Below are 23,799 nucleotides of genomic sequence, written 5' to 3'. Positions count from 1 at the left end.
GGAACGGTGGCCGGATAATGATTGGAATAGGTGGCCGGTTACGTCGGAATCCGCATGTCGCCGAAGCCGGCGAAGAGCTTTCCGGCCTCAGCCCCTTCCGCCGCGCCACCGACGAGCCTTGACCTCGCGGCGGTTCATTGCCATCGAAGCACCCGGCAACCTAGGGGAGTCCGCATGTCGGCTTACGATCCGAGCAACATCTTCGCCAAGATCCTCCGCGGCGAACTGCCGGCCCATCGCATCTATGAGGACGACCGCGCGGTGGCCTTCCTCGACATCATGCCCCGCGCCCCGGGTCATGCCCTTGTCGTGCCGAAGGCTCCCGCACGCAACATCCTCGACATCGAGGCCGCCGACCTCGCCCATGTGGCGCAGGTTGCCCAGAAGGTGGCACGGGCGCAGATGAAGGCCTTCGATGCCGACGGCATCACCGTCCAGCAGTTCAACGAGACCGCTGGCGGTCAGGTGGTGTTTCACCTCCATGTCCATGTCATCCCACGGCAGGAAGGGGTCGGCCTGAAGCCGCCTCAGTCGGAGATGGAGCAGCCGGACGTGCTGGCCGAGCAGGCTGAGCGCCTGCGTGCCGCCCTGGCCGACTGAAGATCAGGGCCGGATCAGCGCAAGCCCAGCCACCAGGCCCCGCCGATCAGCGTCGCCTGGGCGGCTAGGACACCGACGAGAACGGAGCGGCGGCTGAGCACGAAGCCGCCGATTCCCACCACCAGCGCACCCAGCCGCAGCCAGAGCGGCAGCGCCGCCAGCGCCCCGCTCGGGGTGAGCACGAGACGGGCGACGACGGCGGCGAGCAGCGCCGTCGCGACCGCCCGAACCCAGCGCATCACCGCGCCGTTCTCGTCGAGTCCGCGACCGATGACGACGCCGAGCACCCGCCAGACCTCGTTCGGCAGGAATCCGACCAGCAGCACGACCAGCACCGCGTTCCATTCGCCGCCGAACAGGTTCATGTCTGCGCCGCCCTGATGCGAGCCAGCCCCTCGCCCGCGAGAAAGGCGATGGTGCCTCCGCCAACCCCGCTCCAGAACAGGTCGAGCCCACCGGGCGAGCCCGCGACGAGCGGCGCCAGCACCGTGCCGGCCGCGATTGCGAACCAGTCCATCGGAACGGCGGCATTGCGGACCAGCAGGATGGAAAAGGAAATTGGCGTCAGCATCAGCAGACCGACCGCCAGTGGCCCCGGCAGGCTGCTCATGAGGTAGAAGCCGATCGTCGTTCCTGCCACGCACATCAGGGTCAGGCCGGCACCAAGCCCCAGCGCATAGGCCGGCCGCCCTTCCGTCGGCACGGGTGGAAGCTGCCGAAGGGCTTCAACCCACATGGTGACAGCGACGAAATGGGCGCAGATCAGTTCCAGCCACAGCCGCGGCCGACGACCGCGCATCAGCGGCATGAGCGAAACGACCATCGGCAACAGACGCACACCGGACAGCCCCACCGCCAGCGCCAGCGCCGGCAGGGCCGTGCCATCCCCCAGCCCTCCGACCAGGATCACCTGCGCCGGCAGGGCCCAGACGAACAGCGTCGAGGCAAGCGTAGGCAAGAAGGCGAGGCCGAGACCATGGGCAAGGCCGCCAAAGCCGATATAGGCGGCGATCAGCACAAGGCCAGGCACGGCTGTCGCGCCGCGCATGCCGGCCACAAACCAGTGGCGGCGTGGCCGGAGGGCCGGACCGGCTTCGCTATGAGGGGGGGAGGACACCATATGCAAACTCTGGCGTTCTCATCGCGCCCCACGGCTGCAGGGTCAACCCCGCCCTTCGTTGCGGCCGGTCACGACAACCGGCCGCAACGGGATCAGGACAGCACGAATCAGGCCTTCACCAGCGGGACCTTTGGCGTGGTGCTGCGCGCGCCGCCCGAGGGCTTGCGCGGCTTCGGCTTGGCCGGCGCCGCAGCCGCCTTGCGGCGCGGCGCCTTCTTCTCCGGCTCGATCTTTTCCGGCTTCGGCGTCACGGGCCCGTCCGGGAATTCGAAGCCGAGCGTGGTCTCGCCCTCCTCGTCCTTCACCACGACGCGGACATGACCGCCATTCTTCAGCCTGCCGAACAGGACCTCGTCGGCGAGTGGCTTCTTGATGTACTCTTGGATGACCCGGCCCATCGGACGGGCACCCATCTGCTGGTCATAGCCGCGATCCACCAGCCACGCCGTCGCCTCGTCGGACAGCTCGATGGTGACGTTGCGGTCGGCAAGCTGGGCCTCGAGCTGGAGCACGAACTTCTCAACCACCAGCCCGATGATCTCGCCGGTGAGATGGGCGAAGGGGATGATGGCGTCGAGACGGTTGCGGAACTCCGGCGCGAAGAGGCGATTGATCGCCTCGACGTCGTCGCCTTCCCGCTTGGTGCGGGTGAAGCCGAAGGCCGACCTGCTGAGATCGGCCGCCCCCGCATTGGTCGTCATGATGAGAATGACGTTGCGGAAATCGACCTGCTTGCCGTTGTGGTCCGTCAGCTTGCCGTGATCCATCACCTGCAGAAGGATGTTGAACAGGTCGGGATGCGCCTTCTCGATCTCGTCCAGCAGCAGCACGCAATGCGGATGCTGGTCGATGCCATCGGTCAGGAGGCCGCCCTGGTCGAAGCCGACATAGCCGGGGGGCGCGCCGATCAGCCGCGACACGGTGTGCCGCTCCATATATTCCGACATGTCGAAACGCAGGAGCTGGACCCCGAGGCTGGAGGCGAGCTGCTTGGCGACTTCGGTCTTGCCGACACCGGTCGGGCCCGAGAACAGGTACGAGCCGATCGGCTTCTCCGGCTCGCGCAGCCCGGCGCGGGCGAGCTTGATGGACGCCGACAACGCCTCGATCGCCTTGTCCTGGCCGTAGACCACCCGCTTCAGCGTGGTTTCCAGGTTCGCCAGCGTCTCGGCATCGTCCTTCGACACCGACTTCGGCGGGATGCGAGCGATGGTGGCGATGGTCGCCTCGATCTCCTTCACGCCGATCGTCTTCTTGCGCTTGGCCTCCGGCAGCAGCATCTGCGCCGCGCCGCTCTCGTCGATGATGTCGATCGCCTTGTCCGGCAGCTTCCGGTCGTGGATGTAGCGCGCCGACAGCTCCACCGCCGCCTTGATCGCATCATTGGTATAACGCAGTCGGTGGTAGTCCTCGAAATAAGGCTTCAGCCCCTTGAGGATCTCGATCGCATCCGGAACGGTCGGCTCCGGGACGTCGATCTTCTGGAAGCGGCGGACGAGGGCCCGGTCCTTCTCGAAGTACTGCCGGTACTCCTTGTAGGTGGTTGAGCCGATGCAGCGCAGCGTGCCGGAAGCCAACGCCGGCTTCAGGAGGTTCGAGGCGTCCATCGCGCCGCCCGACGTCGCACCCGCACCGATGACGGTGTGGATTTCGTCGATGAACATGATGGCGTTCGGATACGCCTCGATTTCCTTCACCACCTGCTTGAGGCGCTCCTCGAAGTCGCCGCGGTAGCGCGTGCCGGCCAGCAGGGCGCCCATGTCGAGAGAGAAGACGGTGGCACCGCGCAGAACTTCGGGCACTTCGCCATTGACGATGCGACGGGCAAGCCCTTCGGCAATAGCGGTCTTGCCGACGCCGGGGTCGCCGACGAACAGCGGGTTGTTCTTGGAGCGGCGGCACAGCACCTGGATGGTGCGCTGGATTTCGCCGTCACGGCCGATCAGCGGGTCGATCTTGCCTTCGCGCGCCTTCTTGTTGAGGTTCACGCAATAGGCATCGAGCGCATCGGCCTTCTTCTTGGTGTCCTCCCCGGTCTTCGTCTCCGTCTCCTCCTCCGCGCCCCGGACAGGCCGGCTCTCGGACATGCCAGCGCGCTTGGCGATGCCGTGGCTGATGTAGTTCACCGCGTCGTAGCGGGTCATGTCCTGCTCCTGCAGGAAATAGGCCGCATGGCTCTCACGCTCGGCGAAGATGGCGACGAGCACGTTGGCGCCCGTCACTTCCTCGCGGCCGGAGGACTGCACATGGATGACCGCGCGCTGGATGACGCGCTGGAAGCCGGCGGTGGGCTTGGAATCGTCCCCGGCATCCTGAACGAGATTGTCGAGCTCGGTGTCGATGTATTCGACGAGGTTGCGACGGAGCTTCTCGAGATCGACATTGCAGGCCCGCATCACGGCGGCGGCGTCCTGGTCGTCGACGAGGGAGAGCAGGAGATGCTCGAGGGTGGCGTATTCGTGGTGGCGTTCGTTGGCGAGCGCGAGGGCCCGGTGAAGCGACTGCTCGAGGCTGCGGGAGAAGGTGGGCATCGGGACCTCTTCGTTTAGCCGCTGCTGCGCGTCACTTCTTCTCCATGACGCACTGCAGCGGATGTTGATGCTTTCTGGCGAAGTCCATCACCTGCGTGACCTTTGTCTCGGCCACCTCATACGTGAAGACACCGCATTCCCCGACCCCATGCTGATGCACATGGAGCATGATCGTGGTCGCCTCCTCCCGGCTTTTGTTGAAGAACTGCTCAAGCACATGCACGACGAACTCCATTGGCGTGTAGTCGTCGTTGATGAGCAGCACTCTGTACAGGCTAGGCCGCTTGGTCTGCGGTTTGGCACGCGTGATGACCGCCGTACCGGGCGCGTTGTCGCCGCGCCGTCGACGCTCCTCGTCGGCCATCATGAACGCTGTGTGGCTGGTCGGCACGTCCGCGAGCATCGCGTGATCCAATTCCTTTCCCGGCCGGATGATCGGGACTGTCGAGACTATAATATGTTCGCCTCCTGGCTTGCGCCAGAGTGGCGATGCGCGATTGGGGACCCGGCGGCTTACGGAATCAAGGCCCGCCAAAGATCTCACTACAGCGTGATGACGGCGTCGAGCGGCCTTGTGCACGGAGACGAGCCCGCGCCCTGCGATCATACGCCACCCCTTCCGCGCGCGAACCTGCCGATCCGTAGCGGCGGCCCGCCGTATCGAGGAGTGCGGGCACGCCAAATGAAAAAGGGGCCCGCAACCGCGGACCCCTTTTCGAAGACATCGTGACCTCACGCCGTCATCGTCCCCCAAGGGGGCCGGCGGCGCCGCCTCACTTCACCGCGAACTTGCCGATCAGGCCTTCATACGGCTTGTAGGTTTCCTTCGCGAGGTCGGCATAGAGCTCGCCGAGCTTGGTCGCCTCGGCGACGAAGCCCTCATAGGCGCTCTTGAAATAAGCGGACTGGATCTCGACGGCCTTGTCGAGCGTGCGGGCGCCGAAGAGCTGCTCGGCGACGGCCGTGCCGTCCTCGAACGACTTCTTGGAATAGTCCGCCACCTCGACCGCAATGGCCTGAAAGCCCTTCGACACGGTGCCGAAGCTCTTCATGGCGAGATCGACGTTCTCTTTCCCGAGCTTCTGCATCTCTTCGATGTTCTGCAGCATTGGGCAACTCCCTTTTGCGCTCCCTGCCGCCGTCCTGACGGCGCGTGGCCGACCACGGCTGACGCGAGGTTATGCATATCGCATCGCACCATGACCGTCAATGGTCATTGTGCAGCGCAAAACGAACCCACGATGTGTGTCCTCCGGTCCGCGGACGACCTCCAATTTACGAGTTCGTAACTGCGCTCTCGGTAACCTTCGGGATGTGGCCGGCACGCAACTTTCGCGACAGCCCCACACGGAAAATATGTCGTCGGCTGACTGTCAGCCAGAGTGATGGTGGCGGCCGATCCTGAGGCCGCAGCGTAGACGGGACGGGTCCATGCGGGTTCCGGCGACTTTCGGTGCGTATTGCTTGCGTGCCGGCGCGCTCCTCATGGTGCTGGCGGTGGCTGGTGCCGGTGTTGCCGAGGCGAAGACCACCAAGAAGAAGCGTGTCGCGGCGCGGCCGGCGGTGAGCCAGCAGGCCCCGAAGACCGCAGCAGCGTCGGGAGTCTGGAAGCACGGCTATTCGGAAATCGTCGTCGACGCCAATACGGGACGTGTCCTGCGCGAGCAGGCGGCCGACGAGCTGCGGCACCCTGCTTCCGTTACCAAGGTGATGACGCTCTATCTCCTGTTCGAGCAGGTCAGCGCCGGCAAGCTGCGCATGGATTCGGAGCTGACCGTCTCCCGCTACGCGGCGGCGCAGCAGCCTTCGAAGCTGGGCGTGAAGCCTGGCTCCACAATCACCGTCGAAGACGCGATCAAGGCCCTCATCACGCGCTCGGCCAATGACGTCGCCGTCGTCATCGCGGAGAACATTGCCGGCGACACCGCCACCTTCGGCACCATGATGACCCGCAAGGCGCGCGCGCTCGGCATGTCGCGCTCGGTTTTCGTGAATCCGAACGGCCTGCCCGACCCGCGTCAGGTCACCACGGCGCGCGATCTCTCCATCCTCGCCCGCGCGATCCAGGAGCGCTTCCCGCGCTATTACCCGATGTTCGCCACCCGCACCTTCTACTACAAGGGTACGCCCATCGGTAACCACAACCGCCTGCTCGGCAAGATCGAGGGTGTGGACGGCATCAAGACCGGCTATACTGCCGCCTCCGGCTTCAACCTGATGACGAATGTGCGGCGCGACGGCCGCCATCTGGTTGCCGTGGTGTTGGGCGGCCGGACCGCCGCCTCGCGCGATCAGCAGATGGCCGCGCTGCTCACCACCTACCTCCCCGTCGCCTATGCCGGGCGCCAGGTGGTCGCGCCGGTCGCCGAGAACGCGGCGGCAGCCGCCTCTGCGCCAACCATCGCCCGCGCCACCGCGCCGGCCCCGCTTCCCGAGCCAGCCGTTGCCGAGCTGAACGAGGACGAGGCCGAGATGACCACCGCCGCCCTGCCCGAGGAAGCGCCAGCGACAACCCGCGTTGCCGCCGTCCCGGCACCGGCACCGGCGCCCGCCGCCGCTCCGCAGCAGCAGGCTCCCGCGGCCACCCGCATCATGTATGTCGCCCCGTCCGCGCCGCAGGAAGTTGCAGCGGCACCCGCCGCGGGCTCCGTGGCCCCGATCGTGCCGACGCCTGTGAAGACCATCGCGGTGCCCCGTCCCAGCGCGCCAGTCGCTTCGATCAGCGGGCAGCCGGGCACGCTCGGCACCCTTACCTTCGCCGCCGCAAGCATGGGCGGCAGCACCGCCCCGGCGCCGCGCCCGACCACGCGTCCGGTTCAGGTCGCCAGCGCCGGTCCGGTGACGCTGCCCGCGCAGCCCGCCCCTGCCGCTCCAGCGGCCCCGCCGCCGACCTCCAAGACCACCGCCAAGGCCGCGGCGCGGTCCGGCTGGGGCATCCAGATCGGCGCCTTCGGCTCGGAGGAAGATGCCCGCGCCCACATGGCCAAGGCCAAGTCGATCGGCGGCGCGGCCCTGCGCCAGGCCGAGCCCTTCACCGAAGTGGCCCGCAAGGGCTCGTCCACGATCGTTCGGGCCCGCTTTGCCGGGTTCGACGCCCAGGCCGCGGCTCAGAACGCCTGCAAGGCGCTGAAGCGCGGCGACTTCGCCTGCATGGTGTTCCGGAATTGAAGGCGGTGTCAGCGATGTCGACGCATCAGGATATCCTTGGCCTCATTGACCCGCGCCGCGAGATAGTTCGATCCGCCCTGGTCGGGATGGAGTTTCTTCATAAGGCTCCGGTGAGCTTTGGTGATGTCGGGCACGCCCGCCCCCGGCTGAAGGCCCAGGACATCGTGGGCCTCCTCTTCCGTCATCGCGCCAGCGCGCGGCGGCGCAGCGCTCCGCCCGCCCGGGTCGCCTTGAGTGTGTTCACGCCAGCCGGGCGCCCGGCGGTCAAGATAAGCTTCGAGTAGGCGCCGGCTCTGCTCATCGCTCTCCCGCCGGAGGGCGATGAGCTGCATCAGGTCGAGCTGATCGAGCGCTCGACCGGCGAAGACGCCGGTGAGGACCTGGCCGGACAGGGCGCCGCTGTCGTGGTCGAGGCTCATGTCGAGCTGCGCGGTCCGAATGCGGGAAGCCCGGCCCGGCGAGGGGCGAGAACGCCGGAAGAACCCGCTTGCGTGACGCGTCGCGCTCCAGCCGAGCAGCGACAGGCCGAACAGCCCGAGCGGCAGCCCCGTCGCCACCTGCCCTTTCAGCAGCAGAAACGCCGCCAGCGCCAGCGAGGCCCAGCCGCCGAGGGCCCGCAGCGTGCGCGCGAGACGCTTGGGGTCGGCACGGCCCAGCATTTTCAGCAGGTAGATTCCGCCACCGAGAATCAGGGCGCCAAGGAGCAGATTGATCATTGGCCGCCCCGCATCGAGGCGACCAGGCGCCCGGCGGCGGCGGCGCCACCGGGCTGCCTTGCCAGCCTGGTCAGCGCCTCCGCGCCGCCCGCGGCATAGGCCGCCGCGGCTCGCAGCAGGTTGCGCAGCTCGCCGGCAGCGCCGGCATCGAAGCGCGCCCACGCGCCTCCGGTCAGCCGGGCGACCTCGCGATAGGCGGTGGTGACGGCGGAATCGCTGCCCTCCTGGAACATGAAGGCGGGCACGCCCCGCAAGGCGAGCTGGCCGGCGGCGGCGCAGACGGCATCGATGCCTTCTTCCATCGCGTCGCCGACGAAGACGAACGCCCCGACCGGGGCCCGCGCCGCCTCGTCCTCGACGTGCCGAATCATGCGGGCGAGCTGGGTCGGCCCACCCTGGCAACCGACGCGCCCCATCAGGGCGGCGAGTTTGATCGCATCCGGCGTCCAGCGCGAGGCCCGGCACTCGGAAGGGCCGCGGTAATACACCAGCTGCACCTCCAGCCCGCCGAGCGCCGCCGCCTCCTCGAACATGGCGGCCTGCAGCGTGCAGGCGAGATCCCAGGTCGGCTGCCGGCTCATGGTCGCGTCGAGGCCGAACACCAGCCGCCGCGCGGCACTGGAAGATTTACTGATCGGAGAAGGGGTTATGGCGATCTTCCGGAGAAAGGCGTCCACCTCCCCCGTTGTCGCGCCTGTCGTCGTCACCCGTCGAGACACCATGCCCACGCCCGTTTATCACCCTGCGGCCAAGCGCGCGGAACGGCGCGGTTGACGGTTCGAAGGTGCTTGATAGGTTCCCGCCACCCACCGCGCCAGCGGGGCGCCAAAGGGCGGTTTTCGGCAATGTATGACGGATTGAAGCGGATACGAACGGTCTCAGCGCTGCGCCGGCAGGTCGGGGCGTGGCGGGCGGCGGGCGAGCGCGTCGCGCTGGTCCCCACCATGGGCGCGCTCCATGTCGGCCATATCGCGCTGGTGCGCGCGGCGCGGCGGCGGGCGGACCGGGTCGTCGCCTCGGTGTTCGTCAATCCCGCGCAGTTCGGCCCAAACGAGGATTTCTCGCGTTATCCCAGGACGTTGCCGGCGGATATGGTGAAGCTGGCGGCGGCGCGGACCGATGCGGTGTTCACCCCCGACGTCGCCGAGATGTACCCGGACGGCTTCTGCACCACGGTGTCGCTCGGCGGGCCCGCCGAGGGGCTGGAGAGCGCGTTCCGTCCCACCCATTTTGCCGGCGTCGCCACCGTGGTCGCCAAGCTCTTCACCCAGTGCCGGCCCGACCTCGCCTTTTTTGGCGAGAAAGACTACCAGCAACTTCAAGTGGTTAGCCGCATGGCCCGGGACCTCGACCTCGGCGTCAAGGTCGTCGGCGTACCCACGGTGCGCGAGCCGGACGGCCTCGCCCTCTCCTCGCGCAACATTTATCTCTCGCCCGAGGAGCGCCAGCTGGCGCCGCTGATCTACCGGGCGCTCACCGCGGCCGCCGAGAGGATCGCGGCGGGCGGCGATGCCGGGGCTGCGGCCGACGAAGCGCGCAACCTCTTGGAATCGCAAGGCTTTTCTGTCGATTACGTCGCCGCCCGGCACGCACTGACGCTGGCGCCGGTGGCCTCAGTCGCCGACGGCCCGATCCGCCTTCTCACGGCAGCGCGGCTGGGACGGACCCGGCTCATCGACAATGTGCCGGTGCCGGCGGGCTAGCGAGCCATCGCGGCCAAGTTATTGATTCTAAGGAACTTCGGCTGCTGCACCGGCTCGCTTCGGCTAGATGCTGATGTAGCTGACGGCCATGCCGATGATGACCAGCACCAGCCCGATACCGAGCACGTAGCGCATCGGCCGCACTTCGACGCTCTGCCGCGACGGGGTGGTCGACTGCACGCCGACCTCGCCATTCTCTACGACGCGATTCTCCTTGGTGCTGTCCTCTGCCATGTTCCGTCCTTCCGCGTTGTCTGCCCATTGCTTTCGTGCCAACGCGCGACGCCGGAAATGGGTCCGCTCGGGATGGATGGTCAGTGCGATGAGGTGGACGATGAGGCCGACATCGCCGCTCGGGAGGATCAGATCAGGCCGAGCGCGCGCAGCTCGCGCCGCAGGCTCTCCGGCAGCGCCTCGCCGCCGCCACTGGCGGTACCCAGATCGGGCGGGGCATCCTTGGGCGCCAGATACCGCCATCCCTGGAACGGGCGGCTCGGCCGCGGCTCGACACGCTGCACCGACGGCTCCAGCACGAGCTCGCAGCGGCGAATACCATCGGCATCGACGAAGGGGGTCACCGCGAGGAGGCGCTGGCGGCAGCTCACCTCGCCTTTGACAACCCAGTAGAGCGAGCCGCCGTCAAGCAGTTCCTCCACCCGGGTCGGCACCATCCGCGTGACGTGGGCGTGATGGGGCGCGAGGCCGCGCCCGGCCTGATCGGCCAGGGTCTCGGCGATCCATGCCTCGATGTCCTCGATGGAGTCGGCACCGACGCAGAGCTTCAGCAGGTGGAGCGGCATGCGGTCTGGCTAGCACGCGCGGCGGGCGCGGAGCCAGAGCCCGGCGCCGGAATTTTTCAGGGGCGCACCCGCTTTGTGACGGACGCTCCGGGTCGCCCCTCGGCGGAGCAGCGGGTGCGCCCGGCCCAAGGCCTGATTCGTCAGATCCGCTTGACCACCGGCCAGTCGATCTCGTCATCGGCGACCAGCGCGGTCTCCTGCAGCGCGGCGTCATACCAGGCGCGGAACGCGGGGTGGGCGTGGATCGCCTCGACATAGGCGGCGCTCACCGGGTCGACCGGCAGCCCATAGGTGCGGATGCGCGTCGCGATGGGGGCATACATGGCGTCGACGCCGCCGAAGGCGCCGAACAGGAAGTCGCCGCCGGCGCCGAAGCGCTCGCGCGCCGTGCGCCAGCCGGCGGTGATGGCGTCGAGGTCGCGCTGGGCCCGCTCGGGCACCGGGTGCGGCGCGACCGGCCGCCAGAGGTTCATCGGGAACGCACTGCGGATGCCGGAGAAGCCGCCATGCATCTCGGTGGCCTGCGAACGGGCCCGCGCCCGCGCCACCGGATCGGCGGGCCAGATGCCCGCCTGCGGAAAGCGCTCGGCGATGTGCTCGATGATGGCGATGGATTCCCACACTACCGCGTCGCCGTCGATCAGGATCGGCACCCGCAGCGTGGGCGAATAGGGCCGCACCCGCTCGACGAATTCCGGCGTGTCGAGCAGCACCAGCTCTTCCTCGAACGGGATTCCCGCCGCGGTCAAGGCCAGCCACGGCCGCAGCGACCAGGACGAATAGTTCTTGTTGCCGATGATGAGCTTGAGCGCCACAGCCGAGTTCTCCCCTGTCCGACGCGGACAATCGGGGCAAAACCCTACCACTGCAAGTCGTCGCTGCACCTCGGCGGCCGGCTGCCCCCAGGCTATCGCGAAACGACCGCCGCGAAGGCCGCAGCCGCCGCGCACCCACGACTGAGGGGTCGGCCGGCGGCGGATGGCGGAAGCGGCGGCGCGGCCTAGCTGCTGACGACCGAGGCGAATCCGCCGAAGAGGTAGACGATGCCGACACCGGCAAGGAAGAGGGCGGCTGCCCAGCGTGCCACGCCCCAGCAGGAGCGCTCGGTAACGGAATTCATAGGAGATACCATGATGATGAAGCTGCCCGCGGCGTCGGCAGGCCCCCCGGCCGTATCGCGCTGCATGTTTCAAAAGCTAATGAATCGTGAATGATTTCGCAATCGCAAAACCGTCATGATGCCCCGCACGCGTGCATTGCTGTCCCGTGCGGCCTGCATGAGACGCGGCCCGGCGCGGGCGCCGAACACGGCCGGAGACCGACCCTGCGATGATCCCGGGTTTCTCGCTTCTGGATTACGTCGCGCTGGCGGTTTTCCTCGCGGCATGGCTGACCTACCACCAGCTCATGGAAGGGTCGTGGTCGGAGCGGCGCACCCTCAACCGGCGGATGGACCAGTTCCGGCTCGACTGGATGAACCGGATGCTGGCGCGCGACAACCGCATCGTCGACGCGCAGATCGTCGCCGCGCTGCAAAACGGCACCGCCTTCTTCGCCTCGACCTCGCTGCTCGCCATCGGCGCCTCGCTCGCCATCCTCCAATCCTCGGAGGACGTGATGAAGATTTTCTCCGACCTGCCTTTCGTGGCGCCTGCAAACCGGATGTCGTGGGAGCTGAAAACCTTCGGCATCACCATCATCTTCGCCTACGCCTTCTTCAAGTTCGCGTGGGCCTACCGGCTGTTCAACTACACCACCATCCTGCTGGGCTCGACGCCGCCGCCCGCCGAGGCGCAGACCCCGGCGGCGCAGCGCCACGTTCGCAAGGCAGCCCGCATGGCGACGCTGGCGGGCCGGCATTTCAACCGCGGACAGCGCGCCTTCTTCTTCGCCATCGGCTATCTCGGCTGGTATGTGAACGGCTGGGCCTTCATGGCCGCGACCTTCGCGCTGTTCCTGGTGATGCTGAATCGCCAGTTCGGCGCGGACGCGCATTGGGTGCTGGACGAGGAGGAGACTGCATGAACGCCGCCCATGAGGACGCCGCGATCCCCGCCGAGGGCACGGTGGACGCCGATCCGGCGGTGGAACAGGCCATCCTCGCCCTGATCGCCGCCGACCCCAAGGGCCGCCCGATCAGCCCGGCGGAAGCGGCGGTGCGGGTCGCCACCGAGGCGCAGACGCGGGACCGCTGGCAGCGCTTCCTGCCGCGGGTGCGCCGCGCCGCGGTGCGCATGGCCATCGAGGGGCGCATCGCCATCTACCGCAAGGGCCGGCCGGTCGACCCCGGCGAGTTCCGCGGCGTCTATCGCCTCGGCCGCCCCGCGCCTCAGGGCGCGGGAAACAGCGCCGACGACCGCCCGGTGGCGTAGTAGACCGGCAGGCCGATCCATTCCCTGAGCCCGATTTCGAACTGGCGCAGGCCTTCGGCCAGCGAGCCGGCGACGCTGGACGTGCCGATTGTCCCGGTGGTGCGGAAATCGACGGGAAAGGCCGTGACGGGAAACCCCGCCGCCCGGAAGCAGCCGACCGCGCGCGGCATGTGATAGGCGGAGGTCACCAGCAGCCAGCGTTCGCCCGGCCGGGGCTGCACCAGATCGCGGGTGAAGACCGCGTTCTCCCAGGTGTTGCGGGAGCGATCCTCCAGCAGGACCCGGTCCACCGGCACCCCCAGCCAGGGCAGGGTGCGCCGCACCGTCGCCGCCTCGGTGAAGCCGGCCTGCGCCTCCAGCGCCGAGCTGCCGCCGGAAAACACGACGCGGGCGTCGGGATAGCGCCGCGCGAGATAGGCGAGCGCCATCATGCGTTCGGCCGTGTCGGAAAAGGCCGGCTGGTCGCGCAGGGCGGAGATGTCGGGGTTCTGGCCGCCGCCCAGCACGACGACGCCGTCGACCCGCCCGCCATCGTCCTGGAACACCGGGAAGCGGTTCTCCAGCGGCAGCAGCAGCGCCGCCCAGAGCGGCGACAGCCCGAACAGCAGCAGCGCCGCCACCCCGGCTCCGGCGAGAGAGAGGCCGGCGCGGCGCCAGCGCAGCGCCAGCAGGAGGCCCGCCAGCACCAGCACCGCGAGGAAGGTGGAGGGCGCGAAGACCGACCAGAAGAGTTTGGAGACGACGAAGAACACGGCAGCTCCGTTCACTTGGAGGCCGCGCGGAACTCGCCGTACTCCCGGCGCGGCAGGCGCTGGCTGAGATACTGCTCGAAATCCTCCCGCCGCATCGGCGTGCCGAACAGATAGCCCTGGGCGTGATGGCAGCCCACCGAGGCGAGGTAGCGCAGCTGCGCCCGGGTCTCGACCCCTTCCGCCGTCACCGTCACCCCCAGCGCCCGCGCCAGCCGCACCACGCAGTCGATGATGGCGGGGGCGTCGTCGGTGACGCCGATGTTCTGGATGAAGCTGCGGTCGATCTTCAGGCTGTCGATGCGGAACCGGCGGATATAGCCAAGCGAGGAATAGCCGCTGCCGAAATCGTCCAGCGCGATGCGCACATTCATCTCACGCAGGGCGGAGAGGATGGTGAAGGCCTCGGGCTGGTTGCCCACCAGCAGGGTCTCGGTGATCTCCACCTCCAGCCGGCTCGGCTCGAAGCCGGTCTCCTCCAGGATGGCGGCGATGTTGCGCACGAGATCGTGCGACAGGAAGTCGACCGCCGAGAGATTGACGCCGAGCTTGATGCCGCCCCAGTCGCGCGCGGCGAGGCAGGCCTGCCGCAGCACATACATGTCGAGCCGGGTGATGAGGCCGGACTGTTCGGCGATGCTGATGAACTCCCAGGGCGGGATCATGCCGCGCCGGGGGTGCTGCCAGCGCGCCAGCGCCTCGCAGCCGATCACCATCTCGCCGTCGATCGCCATCTGCGGTTGGAAGTAGGCGGTGATCTCGCCGCGGTCGAGCGCGCTGGCGAGCTCCAGCTCCACCTCGCGGCGGCGGCGCAGCTCCGCCTCCATGCTCGGCTCGAACACCCGGAAGGTCGCGCGGCCCTCCGCCTTGGCCCGGTACACCGCGATGTCGGCGAGGCGGATCAGCTCGTCGGCCGAGCTGCTGTGATCGGGCGCCACCACCGCGCCCACCGAGCCGCCGATGACGATGGTGTGGGCGCCGATGGAGAAGGGCTGCCGCAGCACCTCCAATATGTTGGTGCAGAGCTGCTCCAGCTCGGCCTTGTCGGGGCCGATCGGCAGCAGCAGCACGAACTCGTCGCCGCCAAACCGCGCCGCCAGCCCGTCCACCGAGGCGAGGTGCTGAAGCCGGGAACCGACCTCCGACAGCAGGAGGTCGCCGAACTGATGGCCGAGGGTGTCGTTGATGTCCTTGAAGCCGTCGAGATCGACGAACAGCACCGCCAGCCGGCTCGTCCCGCCGGTGCGGGGCAGCCGCGCCGCCAGCGTGCGCAGGAACATGGCCCGGTTCGCCAGCCCGCTCAGCGGGTCGACGAAGGCGAGGCGGGAGGCCAGCGCCTCGCTTTCGGCGAGGTCGGCCGTCGCCCGCCGGGCGAACCACAGCACGATCACCGAGGCCGCCAGCAGCAGGACGGCGGTGCCGATCAGGGAGGGCAGCAGCGCCCGCAGCAGGGTCGCTCCGGCCTTCTCGGGCAGCCAGCTCAGCCAGGCCGGCCGCTCCGCGGGGTCGGAGAACGGAATGGGCACCGCCAGCCGATCCTCCCCCGGCCGCTCGTGGGAGACGGCGGGATCGCCGAGATGCAGCTCGGCGATGAGATCGCGGAGGAAGTCGCCGTCGAGGAACTCCACCGTCACCGCGATGGGCGGGGTCCGGGTGGGAGACACCACGCGGCCGAGATCGGGCGTGATGCTGATGGCGCCGACCAGCGCCGGCACGCCGTCCACCGTGGCATAGCCGGCCCGGAACACCGGCGCGATGTTGGGGCGGGTCTCCTCACCCGAGCGGCTCTCCTGTGCCGCGGCCTGCGCCGCCTCGGAGGCATAGGCGCTCTCCACCCCGCGCACGATCGGCATGATGGCGGCTGCCGCGAAGGGCGCGGTGCGGGCGGCGACCATCTCGCCGTCGATCGCGGCATAGGTCACCCGGTCGCCCATCACGATGTAGGCGCGGTCGTGATGGCGGGTGTCGTGCAGCCATTTGCCGAAATTGCGGTGCACCCAGGGGGCGTCGAGGAAGAAGGCGGTGCGCAGCACCGACTCGTCCCAATGCGCGAAGCTCGCGAGATCGCGCTGCAGGTCGCTGGCCCGCCGCTGCAGCGATTCGCCGACCAGATCGGTCCACCGCCGCCCCGCGGAGGCGTCGATCCGCTCGGCCGCGACCAGCGAAAACGCCCCCATGGCCGACACCGCCGCCAGGATGACGAGGGCGACCGCAAGGATCATCCGGTCGGCAGGCCCGGTGTTGCGGGGCATGGCACCTTGTCCAGAACGCGAACCACTTCCCGCGAGGGGAGATGGCCACTGTTCACGACGCGGCGGCATCTGTCACGAGAAGTCGCGGCAGATTGGATACGATTTCGTCGAATCGTTAATGGACGAATGACCGGATCAGCCGAACCACAGCGCGGCGATGCCGAGGAAGGCGAAGAAGCCCACCACGTCGGTGATGGTGGTGACGAAGGGGCCGGAGGAAACCGCCGGGTCGACGTTCAGCTTCTGCAGCGCGATGGGGATGAGGATGCCGCCCAGCGCCGCCGCCACCAGATTGATGACCATGGCCAGCGCGATGACGATGCCGAGGTCGATCACGCCGAACCGGGCGAACACCACCACCGCCATGATGACGGCGAAGGCCACGCCGTTGAACAGCCCGACCAGCAGCTCGCGCGCCACCACCCGGCCGGCATTGCTGGCGCGCAGCTCGCGGGTGGCCAGCGCCCGCACTGCCACCGTCATGGTCTGGGTGCCGGCATTGCCGCCCTGGCTGGCGACGATCGGCATCAGCACCGCGAGCGCCACCATCTTCTGCAGCTCGCCCGAGAACAGCGAGATGACGAAGGAGGCGAGATTGGCGGCGACGAGATTGAGCAGCAGCCAGGTGAATCGGCTCTTGGCGATGTACCAGACGCTGTCGGAAAGCTCTTCGTCGCCGGCGACGCCGCCCAGCGCCTTGAGGTCCTCGTCGGCCTCCTCCTGGATGACGTCGACGATGTCGTCGACGGTGAGCACGCCCACCAGCCGCTCAGCCTCGTCCACCACCGGCGCGGAGATGAGGTTGTAGCGCTCGAACACCCGGGCGACGTCCTCCTGGTCGTCGGTCGCCTTCACCACGTGGCGGTCGGGCGTCACCACCTCGCCGAGCTTGGTGCCGCGCCGGGTGCGCAGCAGGCGGTCGAGCGGCACCGAGCCGGTGAGGCGGTAGGTGGCGTCGACCACGAACACCTCGAAGAAGGTCTCGGGCAGGCCCTCGGTCTCGCCGATATAGTCCAGCGTCTGGCCCACGGTCCAGAACGGCGGCACGGCGATGAACTCGGTCTGCATGCGCCGGCCGGCGCTCTCCTCGGGGTAGTCGAGGCTGCGCTGCAGCGAGGCGCGGGCCAGCATCGGGAGCTGGCCAAGGATTTCCTGCTTCTCGGCGTCGTCGAGGTCTTCGAGGATGTAGACCGCGTCGTCGGAATCGATCTCGCTCACGCCCTGGGCGACGGTGGCGGCGGGCAGTTCCTCGAGGATCTGCACGCGCACCGTCTCGTCGAGCTCGGTCAGCGCGGTGAAGTCGAAATCCGCGCCCAGCAGCTCGATGAGGCGCGGGCGCTCGGCCGGCTCCAGCGCCTCCAGCAGCGCGGCGAGATCGGCCTCGTGCAGGCCTTCGACCTGCTCGCGCAGCGTGGCGAGGTCGCCGCGCCCGATCGCCGCGCTGACCGCGGCGACGAAGGCGTCGTCGAGTTCCGCCGGCCGAGGGTCCGGGCGGGCGGACGCCGCAGCCGGCGCCGGTGCGCCCGCGGGAGCGCCGGGGTCGTTCTCGTCGCGCATGCCGGTCTCCGCGTCGTGAGGGAGGCACGCCGGGCCCGGCGCCATGACGTCTTTAGAAAGCCCCCGCGTCCAAGGCAATTCATGGTGGTGCCGCGGCGGCGAGATTTGCCGGAAGCGGGCAGCCGTGCCACATCGGGGCCGGCCCGGTGCCGGCGACGCGCGACAGGCCGAGCGGGGGCCGTTCCGTCCCGGAGGCGCGCAGGGCTCCGGGCCGCGCGCGCAAACCGGACCACGCACAGGACCCGTTCCATGCCGCAGACGCACCAAATCCGCCTGATGATCCACGGCCGCGTGCAGGGCGTGGGCTACCGCGCCTGGCTCGCGCGGGAAGCCGGCCGCCGCGGTCTCGCCGGCTGGGTGCGCAACCGCGCCTCCGGCGCGGTGGAAGCCCTGCTCTGCGGGCAGCAGCCGGCGGTGGAGGCGCTGATCGCCGCCTGCCACGGCGGCCCGCCCGCCGCGCGGGTGGAGCGTGTGGACGAGCTTCCGCCGGGACCCGCGGAAGAGGTCACGGACGGCGCCTTCGCGGTGTTGCCGACGCTGTAGCCGCAATCCCTTTCGCCGGACGACGCCGCAAGCCGCTGGCGGACCGGGGCTTTGCGGCGCCAGCACGGGGGACCGGGCGGCACGGTGCCTCCCCGCCCCGGCTCACGCCGCGACGGTGGGGCCGAAGATCGCCTCGAAATTCTGCCGCAACGCCAGATCGGCATCCGCCATGTCGAGCGGCAGGCCGAGATCGACCAGGCTGGTGACGCCGTGCTCGCGCACGCCGCACGGCACGATGCCGCCGAAATGGGAAAGGTCGGGCTCCACATTCAGCGCGATGCCGTGCAGCGTCACCCAGCGCCGCACGCGAATGCCGATCGCGGCGATCTTGTCCTCGGCCTCGCCGGGCTTGTCGGGCCGCCGCACCCACACCCCGACCCGGTCCTCGCGCCGCTCGCCGCGAATGTGGAACGACCAGAGCGTGGCGATCAGCCATTCCTCCAGCGCCGCCACGTAGCGCCGCACATCGGGCGTGCGGCGGCGCAGGTCGAGCATGACATAGGCGATGCGCTGGCCGGGGCCGTGATAGGTGAACTGGCCGCCCCGCCCGGCCTGATAGACCGGAAAGCGGTCGGGCTCGACCAGGTCTTCCGGCCGCGCGCTGGTGCCCGCGGTGTAGAGCGGGGGATGCTCCAGCAGCCACACGGTTTCCGGCTCGGTGCCCTCGGCGATGGCGGCGGCGAGCCGGTCCATCTCCGCCAGCGCGTCGGGATAGGCGACGAGGCCCTCGCTGACCCGCCAGCGCACCGGCGGCGCCCCCTCCTCCGCCGGCAGCCGCGCCGCCAGATCGCCGCGCGCCGTGACGGCGGGCATGGCCGCCCTCTCCCCGGCGCCGGACCCGGCACGGACAGCGGAATCGTGGGGCGGCACGCGAGGCTCCGCGCCATCGGGCGGCGCGACCGCCCGATCCCCCGCGCCGGACAGCGCGGCAGAGGCTGGCGCGGCCGGTACCGGCCGGCCGGGCGTCAAGGGCGCCGGCGCGGCGGCCGGTTCCGGCGGTGTGAAAGGCGTTCCCGTCTCGCTCATGGGCCTGAAATAGTGGCTGCGCCGGCAAATGTCTCGACGTTCCACAGCTACCACACGGCGCAGCGGCTGGAAGGCGGCTCGGCACTTGTGGACCCCGAGTCGATCTGTTAGACGATGCCCCGCCGACGGGCGCCGCTCCTTGCGAAACCCAGACGGCATGCGGTCGTGGCGGAATTGGTAGACGCGCTGCCTTGAGGTGGCAGTGGGTAACACCGTGGAGGTTCGAGTCCTCTCGACCGCACCATTCTTATGAATTGGTGCTTCTTTCTTTCGGCGCCGTGCTTTCCCGCACCGGAACAGAAGGTGCGGGAACAGACCGTCCGGCACCGTTCGCCGCACCGGCCTGCTGATCCCGCCGAAGGCCGCGATCAGCCTTGTCTTTCCCGATACACATTCCGAGCGCCGGCAGATGCCGGATGGCGCGTGCCGATGGCGCTGCGGGCCGGGAATCGCTTTGCTCGATGGCGGGCCGACGCCGGCGCCCGGCTCGCCATCGTGGGCGCCGCCGATCCGTGCCGGCCGGCACCCTTCCGGTCCGGGCCCTCGCGGCCGGCGGCCCTCGTCCGCGTCGTCGCGTCCCCCGGCCCTCATCCCACGCCGGGCGGACGGAGCGTCTTCCGGCGGCTAGAGCGTGGCGCCGCGCCGGAAGCGGTCGACCTGGATATCCAGGATGCCCTTATGGACGCCCAGCGCCCCGGCGATTCCGGCGAGGCGGGCATATTCCTCGGGCTCGATCTCCCCATCCGCGCAGGAGACCCTGAACGCCGCCTCCAGCAGCAGGCCCCGCACATTGTCGTCCAGCGTGGGGCACTCCCGGCCCAGCAGCGCCAGCAGGCCGTCGAACGGGGCGCTGCCCTGGGCGAGGCGGGCCTCCGACAGCACCCGCAGCTGCGCCGGCGCGATCCTGGAGCCGATGATGGTGTCCAGCGTATTGGCGATGATGTCGAGCTCGTCGTCCTCGACATCGCCATCGGCGATGCAGATGTCGATCATCGTCTCCAGCAGCAGGTCATGGACCTTGCGGGCCGACCGGTCGCCATGGGCCAGCGCCCATTTGAGGTCGGAGAGATCGCGCTGCTTGCGGTTGTGCTGCGATTCGCGGGGGTCGAGCTTGCAGCCGGTCCGGCCGCCGGACAGGCTGTCATAGACATGGAAGGTGAAGCGCTCCACCAGCTTGCGGCAGAACGCGACGCCCCGCACCGAATTGCCGTAGCTGTCGAGCCGGGGCGAGAAGGTCGCAAAGCCCATGAGGTTGGGCACGACGACGAGAATGGCCCCCGCCACGCCCGACTTGGCGGGCAGGCCGACCTGGAGCGTGAACACCCCGGCATTGTCGTACATGCCGGCGAACTGCATGACGGCCAGCGTCTTCTTCACCAGCTCGGTCGGCAGCACCTGCTCGCCGGTCAGCGGGCAGACCCCGCCATTGGCGAGCGTCGCCGCGGCGACGGACAGCATCTCGCAGGTCATCTCGATGCTGCAGCAGGAGAGATAGACCTCGAGCATCTTGTGGAGGTCAACGTCGCGCGGCAGGCCCTTGCGGCCCTGCAGCAGATAGGAGATGGCGTAATTGTTGTGGGCGGTGCTGCGCTCCGACAGCATGGTCTCCTCGCTGAAGCGGACCTCGGCGATGCCGCCGCTGAGACCGCTCCACATCGCCATGATGTCGTAGGTGACCTCCCGCGCCGACTTTTCCGGGCTGCCCGAAGCGACGATGCCGGCGGTCATGATGGCGCCGGCATTAACGCAGGGGTTGAAGGGCCGCATGTCCGGCAGCAGGTCGAGCGCGTTGAACGGGCGGCCGGAGGGCTCGGTTCCCACGAAGCGGCTCGTGAACTCCTCGCCTTCCCGCAGCAGGGCGAAGGAATAGGTCAGCGGCTTCGAGACGGACTGGATGGAGTGGTAGATGTCCACATCCCCGCAGGAGAAGCGCTGCCCGTCGATGCTGCAGATCGACACGCCCCACTTCTCCGGGTCGGCATCCCTGAGGATGGGGATGTAATCGGCATTCGCCCCGGAACGGTCCGGCGCCACCTCGTCATAGATGCCGCGGATGGCGTGGCAGAAATCCTGCCAGTCCGGGATGATGAGCTGCCGCCGGAAGATGCGGCTGACCGTCAGCAGTTCGTCGCCGATCAGCTCGGCGAAGCCGGCGCGGTCGATCGCGGCGTCGCCGAGCGCGTCGAGCTTGCGGCAGGTGCCGGCGATGCGGTGATCGTCGGGCCCGATGCCGGCCTCGGCCATCCTGGCGAGGATGGCCTGCCGGCTGGTGACGCCGCCCTGCGCCACCGCGTCGAACAACTGCGTCATGCGGTCGTCCCACGGGCGGACGCCGGGGCGGAGGCCGGGACGATCCTGGGCTTCTGCGGACAACATCGGCTCACTGTCCTGTTCTGGATGGTGTGGTCGCTCGATCATCCCTCAGCCGAGGCTGACCCTGATGATCGCGACATTCGCGATGACATAGAAGACGGCGAGCCCGATCAGGGCGATGCGGTCGAGCTTCACGGAGTCCTCGGCCCGCCCGGCATAGCGCAGCCGCAGCGACCAGATGCTGACGAAGACGCTGAGGAAGATGACGGCCACCGACAGCAGGTTGAGCTGTTCCGCGAGGGTCAGCGAGGTGGTCTTCGGAAGATTGTCCGCCAGCACGAAGGCGTTGGCGCTCGCCGCGAAGATGGAGCCGACCCCCAGCCCGAAGCGGGCATCGAGATCGTGCGAGTGGATCAGCAGGGCGAGCAGCGCCAGCACGACGGCGAGCCCGGAGATCCAGAACTGCTTCACCAGCGCCATCATGCTCTCGCGCTTGAGCGCGATCGGAATCGTCAGGCGGGAATAGACCGAGGTCGCGCTGCCGGTGGAGCGCAGGCCGTAATCGGTGGGGTAGACATGTTCGGTGGCACGGGGCTGCAGAAGCGAGACCCCCCACCCCGCCACCTGCAGCCCGGGATCGAGCGCCATGCCGCGGTCGGCGACGTAGCGGATGGTGGAATCGTCGTAGGTCGAGTCCTCGATGTCGATGTCGAGCGTGTGGTCGTCCATCGGGAAATGCCGGACGTCGAAATCGTGGTAGACCAGCGCCTGAACACGCACGCTGGTGTAGTGATAGCCTTCGTCTTCGAGAACTTCGGTGTCGGACCGGCTGGTGATCGAGCCATCGGCGACCTCGAACGTCTTGTCGGGACGCAGATCGCCCTTCCACCGCAACCAGACCCACATGTCGACGTTGAAGGTGCCGTCCTTCTGCGAGACGTTGGAAATGCGCAGGATATAGGCACCGACCTGCACCTCGGTCGGCCCGGCCGGCGCCGGCGCGGCGGCCTTGTCGCCCTCGGTGGCGGCCGCGGCATCCGCGGCGGGAGCGGGAGCGTCGGTTGCGGCGGTGGCGGCGGCCGGAGGCGGCGCATCCTCGGCATGGGCGATTGACGCGGCGCCCATCGGGGGGAGGACCAGCACGGCCGCCAGCAGGGCGCGAACGGCGAGGGAGCGGACGCCGCCGCACCCCCCCGATAGGGCCAGCCCCCGGCGCAGGATCTCGCCGAGGCTGCGACGCAACGCGCCCCGCCTTACGCTCCCCAGGAAGTGTTCACGCGCTGACGACATGTCCGGTGCTCATATTTGGAGTGCCCTGAAGGCTGGAGTGCCCTGAAAGCGGAGGTTCAGTGGCCGCCTTCGGCCGATGCGATGGTTCGATCATCGTCGGCCCGGCAGCGCGGAAGGGCGGTGGCGGCGGTGAAGCCCGCGGGGCGCGTGGCACGTCCCGGCGGCGGGCCCGGCGAGAGCGCCGGAGCCGGGCGCCCCACCCCCAGGAGTCGGGCGCCGTCGTCGAGAAGCGGGGTGCGAACCATCACCGCAACGGCAGCGCCGTTCCGGTTCGGGGCATCGCACCGCTTCTGTGGCGGGCACCCCGGTGCGGCGGGGACCATCGCCCCTCCCCACCCGGTGCCCGTGCTGAGCCCGCCCGCTCAGTCGAGATGCAGGCGCCTGCCGCGCCGAGCCCCGGCCCCCACAGCCGGGTCGTCACGTGATCTGCCGCAGGGCTGCAGGAGATGCCAGGCCCCGGCCGGCGCGGAAGCCGGTGCAGGGGAAAGGCTGCCTTGCGTCGCCGAGAACGAGCGGCCAAACCGGCCGTCATTGCCGCACCTCGCATCGAGACAGCATCCTAGCACGAAAATTGCATATTACTTCTTGTGGTATCCCACAACGGGCCCACACGCAACGGTCACCATCCCCTTGAGCTGCGTCTTTTTGCAGCTTTTTTCGATCGAATTCTTGGGGAATGGACGCGGCCAAAGCTTACCAAAGGTTAGATCACTCGCAGGCTGACCGTGCTTACACGGATGGCAGCAGGTCTGCTTTCCGCCCATTCCATCGCCTTCCGGCGCGTCGCACGCGCAATGCCGTCGTCGGGATCGGCGACGACCCTCGCTCAATGCCGGCGAAAGGTTTTTTGGATATCCCGCAAACGCGCACCTCACCCGCCGCCGCGACGCGCCCGGCACACCGGCCATGCCGCGCCCCGCCGCCGCCCGTATGCGCGGGCGCTACATCGGCCGCGAGCTTCGCCGCAGACCAAGAGCCGACCCAACGGTCCGCCGCCGCCGTTCCCGGCGGCAGCACCCTCGGTCGCCTCGGGAGAGGTCGCGTTCTCGTTCCGGACGC

22 protein-coding genes and 1 tRNA gene are annotated in these 23,799 nt (G+C 68.9%); 7 read left to right on the top strand and 16 right to left on the bottom strand.

Annotated features, from left to right (window positions below):
- The first annotated feature begins 174 nt into the window (after positions 1-174).
- On the top strand, positions 175-600 hold the full coding sequence (locus KHC27_RS18265) for an HIT family protein (protein WP_213340824.1): 426 nt from the start codon (positions 175-177) through the stop codon (positions 598-600).
- A gap of 14 nt (positions 601-614) precedes the next feature.
- On the opposite strand, the gene KHC27_RS18260 is transcribed toward KHC27_RS18265, so the two are convergent.
- The 5 genes from KHC27_RS18260 to KHC27_RS18240 form a co-directional block, all read right to left on the bottom strand.
- Positions 615-965, bottom strand: a complete 351-nt coding sequence (locus KHC27_RS18260) for an AzlD domain-containing protein (RefSeq protein WP_213340822.1) — start codon at positions 963-965, stop codon at positions 615-617.
- Entirely contained in the window at positions 962-1,618 is a 657-nt protein-coding gene (locus KHC27_RS18255) for an AzlC family ABC transporter permease (protein WP_343210938.1), read from the bottom strand. The genes KHC27_RS18260 and KHC27_RS18255 overlap by 4 nt, the downstream gene beginning before the upstream one ends.
- A 209-nt stretch (positions 1,619-1,827) precedes the next feature.
- Entirely contained in the window at positions 1,828-4,251 is a 2,424-nt protein-coding gene (gene clpA, locus KHC27_RS18250) for an ATP-dependent Clp protease ATP-binding subunit ClpA (protein ID WP_213340819.1), read from the bottom strand.
- Between the two features lie 31 nt (positions 4,252-4,282).
- Positions 4,283-4,618 (bottom strand): ATP-dependent Clp protease adapter ClpS, encoded by a 336-nt coding sequence (gene clpS, locus KHC27_RS18245; protein ID WP_246520058.1) that lies wholly within the window; start codon positions 4,616-4,618, stop codon positions 4,283-4,285.
- A 406-nt stretch (positions 4,619-5,024) separates the two neighbouring features.
- Positions 5,025-5,360 carry a phasin family protein gene (locus KHC27_RS18240; RefSeq protein WP_213340815.1) on the bottom strand — a complete coding sequence of 112 codons (336 nt, stop codon included), beginning with the start codon at positions 5,358-5,360 and terminating at the stop codon, positions 5,025-5,027.
- 322 nt (positions 5,361-5,682) lie between these two features.
- On the opposite strand from KHC27_RS18240, the gene KHC27_RS18235 reads away from it, so the two are divergent.
- Complete coding sequence (locus KHC27_RS18235; protein ID WP_213340813.1) at positions 5,683-7,419, top strand: SPOR domain-containing protein; 1,737 nt, start codon at positions 5,683-5,685, stop codon at positions 7,417-7,419.
- An 8-nt stretch (positions 7,420-7,427) separates the two neighbouring features.
- On the opposite strand, the gene KHC27_RS18230 is transcribed toward KHC27_RS18235, so the two are convergent.
- Both KHC27_RS18230 and KHC27_RS18225 read right to left on the bottom strand, forming a co-directional pair.
- Positions 7,428-8,135, bottom strand: coding sequence for a DnaJ domain-containing protein (locus tag KHC27_RS18230; RefSeq protein WP_213340810.1), 708 nt, complete (start codon positions 8,133-8,135; stop codon positions 7,428-7,430).
- Positions 8,132-8,812 carry a VWA domain-containing protein gene (locus tag KHC27_RS18225; protein ID WP_425514892.1) on the bottom strand — a complete coding sequence of 227 codons (681 nt, stop codon included), beginning with the start codon at positions 8,810-8,812 and terminating at the stop codon, positions 8,132-8,134. The genes KHC27_RS18230 and KHC27_RS18225 overlap by 4 nt, the downstream gene beginning before the upstream one ends.
- 168 nt (positions 8,813-8,980) lie before the next feature.
- Between KHC27_RS18225 and panC the strand changes: the two genes are divergently transcribed.
- On the top strand, positions 8,981-9,838 hold the full coding sequence (gene panC / locus KHC27_RS18220) for a pantoate--beta-alanine ligase (RefSeq protein WP_213340806.1): 858 nt from the start codon (positions 8,981-8,983) through the stop codon (positions 9,836-9,838).
- Positions 9,839-9,901: 63 nt separating this feature from the next.
- On the opposite strand, the gene KHC27_RS18215 is transcribed toward panC, so the two are convergent.
- The 3 genes from KHC27_RS18215 to KHC27_RS18205 all read right to left on the bottom strand — a co-directional run bounded on the left by KHC27_RS18215 (position 9,902) and on the right by KHC27_RS18205 (position 11,453).
- Positions 9,902-10,072 carry a hypothetical protein gene (locus KHC27_RS18215; protein WP_213340804.1) on the bottom strand — a complete coding sequence of 57 codons (171 nt, stop codon included), beginning with the start codon at positions 10,070-10,072 and terminating at the stop codon, positions 9,902-9,904.
- Between the two features lie 128 nt (positions 10,073-10,200).
- Positions 10,201-10,638 carry a DUF1489 family protein gene (locus KHC27_RS18210; protein WP_213340803.1) on the bottom strand — a complete coding sequence of 146 codons (438 nt, stop codon included), beginning with the start codon at positions 10,636-10,638 and terminating at the stop codon, positions 10,201-10,203.
- Positions 10,639-10,778: 140 nt separating this feature from the next.
- Complete coding sequence (locus KHC27_RS18205; RefSeq protein WP_213340802.1) at positions 10,779-11,453, bottom strand: glutathione S-transferase family protein; 675 nt, start codon at positions 11,451-11,453, stop codon at positions 10,779-10,781.
- Positions 11,454-11,967: 514 nt separating this feature from the next.
- Between KHC27_RS18205 and KHC27_RS18200 the strand changes: the two genes are divergently transcribed.
- On the top strand, positions 11,968-12,663 hold the full coding sequence (locus tag KHC27_RS18200) for a DUF599 domain-containing protein (RefSeq protein WP_246520048.1): 696 nt from the start codon (positions 11,968-11,970) through the stop codon (positions 12,661-12,663).
- A complete protein-coding gene (locus tag KHC27_RS18195; RefSeq protein ID WP_213340801.1) occupies positions 12,660-13,010 on the top strand; it encodes a DUF3253 domain-containing protein in 351 nt (116 codons plus the stop codon). The genes KHC27_RS18200 and KHC27_RS18195 overlap by 4 nt, the downstream gene beginning before the upstream one ends.
- On the opposite strand, the gene KHC27_RS18190 is transcribed toward KHC27_RS18195, so the two are convergent.
- The 3 genes from KHC27_RS18190 to mgtE form a co-directional block, all read right to left on the bottom strand.
- Positions 12,968-13,762, bottom strand: a complete 795-nt coding sequence (locus tag KHC27_RS18190) for a YdcF family protein (RefSeq protein ID WP_213340800.1) — start codon at positions 13,760-13,762, stop codon at positions 12,968-12,970. The two genes, KHC27_RS18195 and KHC27_RS18190, sit on opposite strands and share 43 nt — an antisense overlap.
- Before the next feature lie 11 nt (positions 13,763-13,773).
- Entirely contained in the window at positions 13,774-16,011 is a 2,238-nt protein-coding gene (locus KHC27_RS18185) for a putative bifunctional diguanylate cyclase/phosphodiesterase (protein WP_213340799.1), read from the bottom strand.
- 135 nt (positions 16,012-16,146) lie between these two features.
- The gene (gene mgtE, locus KHC27_RS18180) at positions 16,147-17,568 is read right to left on the bottom strand and encodes a magnesium transporter (RefSeq protein WP_213340798.1); all 1,422 of its coding nucleotides are present in this window, start codon (positions 17,566-17,568) and stop codon (positions 16,147-16,149) included.
- Positions 17,569-17,817: 249 nt separating this feature from the next.
- Between mgtE and KHC27_RS18175 the strand changes: the two genes are divergently transcribed.
- Positions 17,818-18,111: an acylphosphatase gene (locus KHC27_RS18175; protein WP_213340797.1), complete on the top strand. Its 294-nt coding sequence runs from the start codon at positions 17,818-17,820 to the stop codon at positions 18,109-18,111.
- A gap of 102 nt (positions 18,112-18,213) precedes the next feature.
- On the opposite strand, the gene lipB is transcribed toward KHC27_RS18175, so the two are convergent.
- Complete coding sequence (gene lipB, locus KHC27_RS18170) at positions 18,214-18,924, bottom strand: lipoyl(octanoyl) transferase LipB (RefSeq protein WP_213340796.1); 711 nt, start codon at positions 18,922-18,924, stop codon at positions 18,214-18,216.
- A 372-nt stretch (positions 18,925-19,296) separates the two neighbouring features.
- On the opposite strand from lipB, the gene KHC27_RS18165 reads away from it, so the two are divergent.
- Positions 19,297-19,381 (top strand) — tRNA-Leu (locus KHC27_RS18165).
- 380 nt (positions 19,382-19,761) lie between these two features.
- Here the strand turns inward: KHC27_RS18165 and glsA are convergent.
- Both glsA and KHC27_RS18155 read right to left on the bottom strand, forming a co-directional pair.
- On the bottom strand, positions 19,762-21,447 hold the full coding sequence (glsA, locus tag KHC27_RS18160; protein WP_213340795.1) for a glutaminase A: 1,686 nt from the start codon (positions 21,445-21,447) through the stop codon (positions 19,762-19,764).
- A gap of 111 nt (positions 21,448-21,558) precedes the next feature.
- On the bottom strand, positions 21,559-22,692 hold the full coding sequence (locus KHC27_RS18155) for a ligand-gated ion channel (RefSeq protein WP_213340794.1): 1,134 nt from the start codon (positions 22,690-22,692) through the stop codon (positions 21,559-21,561).
- Positions 22,693-23,799: the final 1,107 nt, after the last annotated feature.

This window comes from Ancylobacter lacus (assembly GCF_018390635.1).
Classification (GTDB): Bacteria; Pseudomonadota; Alphaproteobacteria; order Rhizobiales; family Xanthobacteraceae; genus Ancylobacter; species Ancylobacter lacus.
Note: the sequence above shows the minus strand (reverse complement) of the source record. Positions and strands in the feature narration are given on the sequence as shown.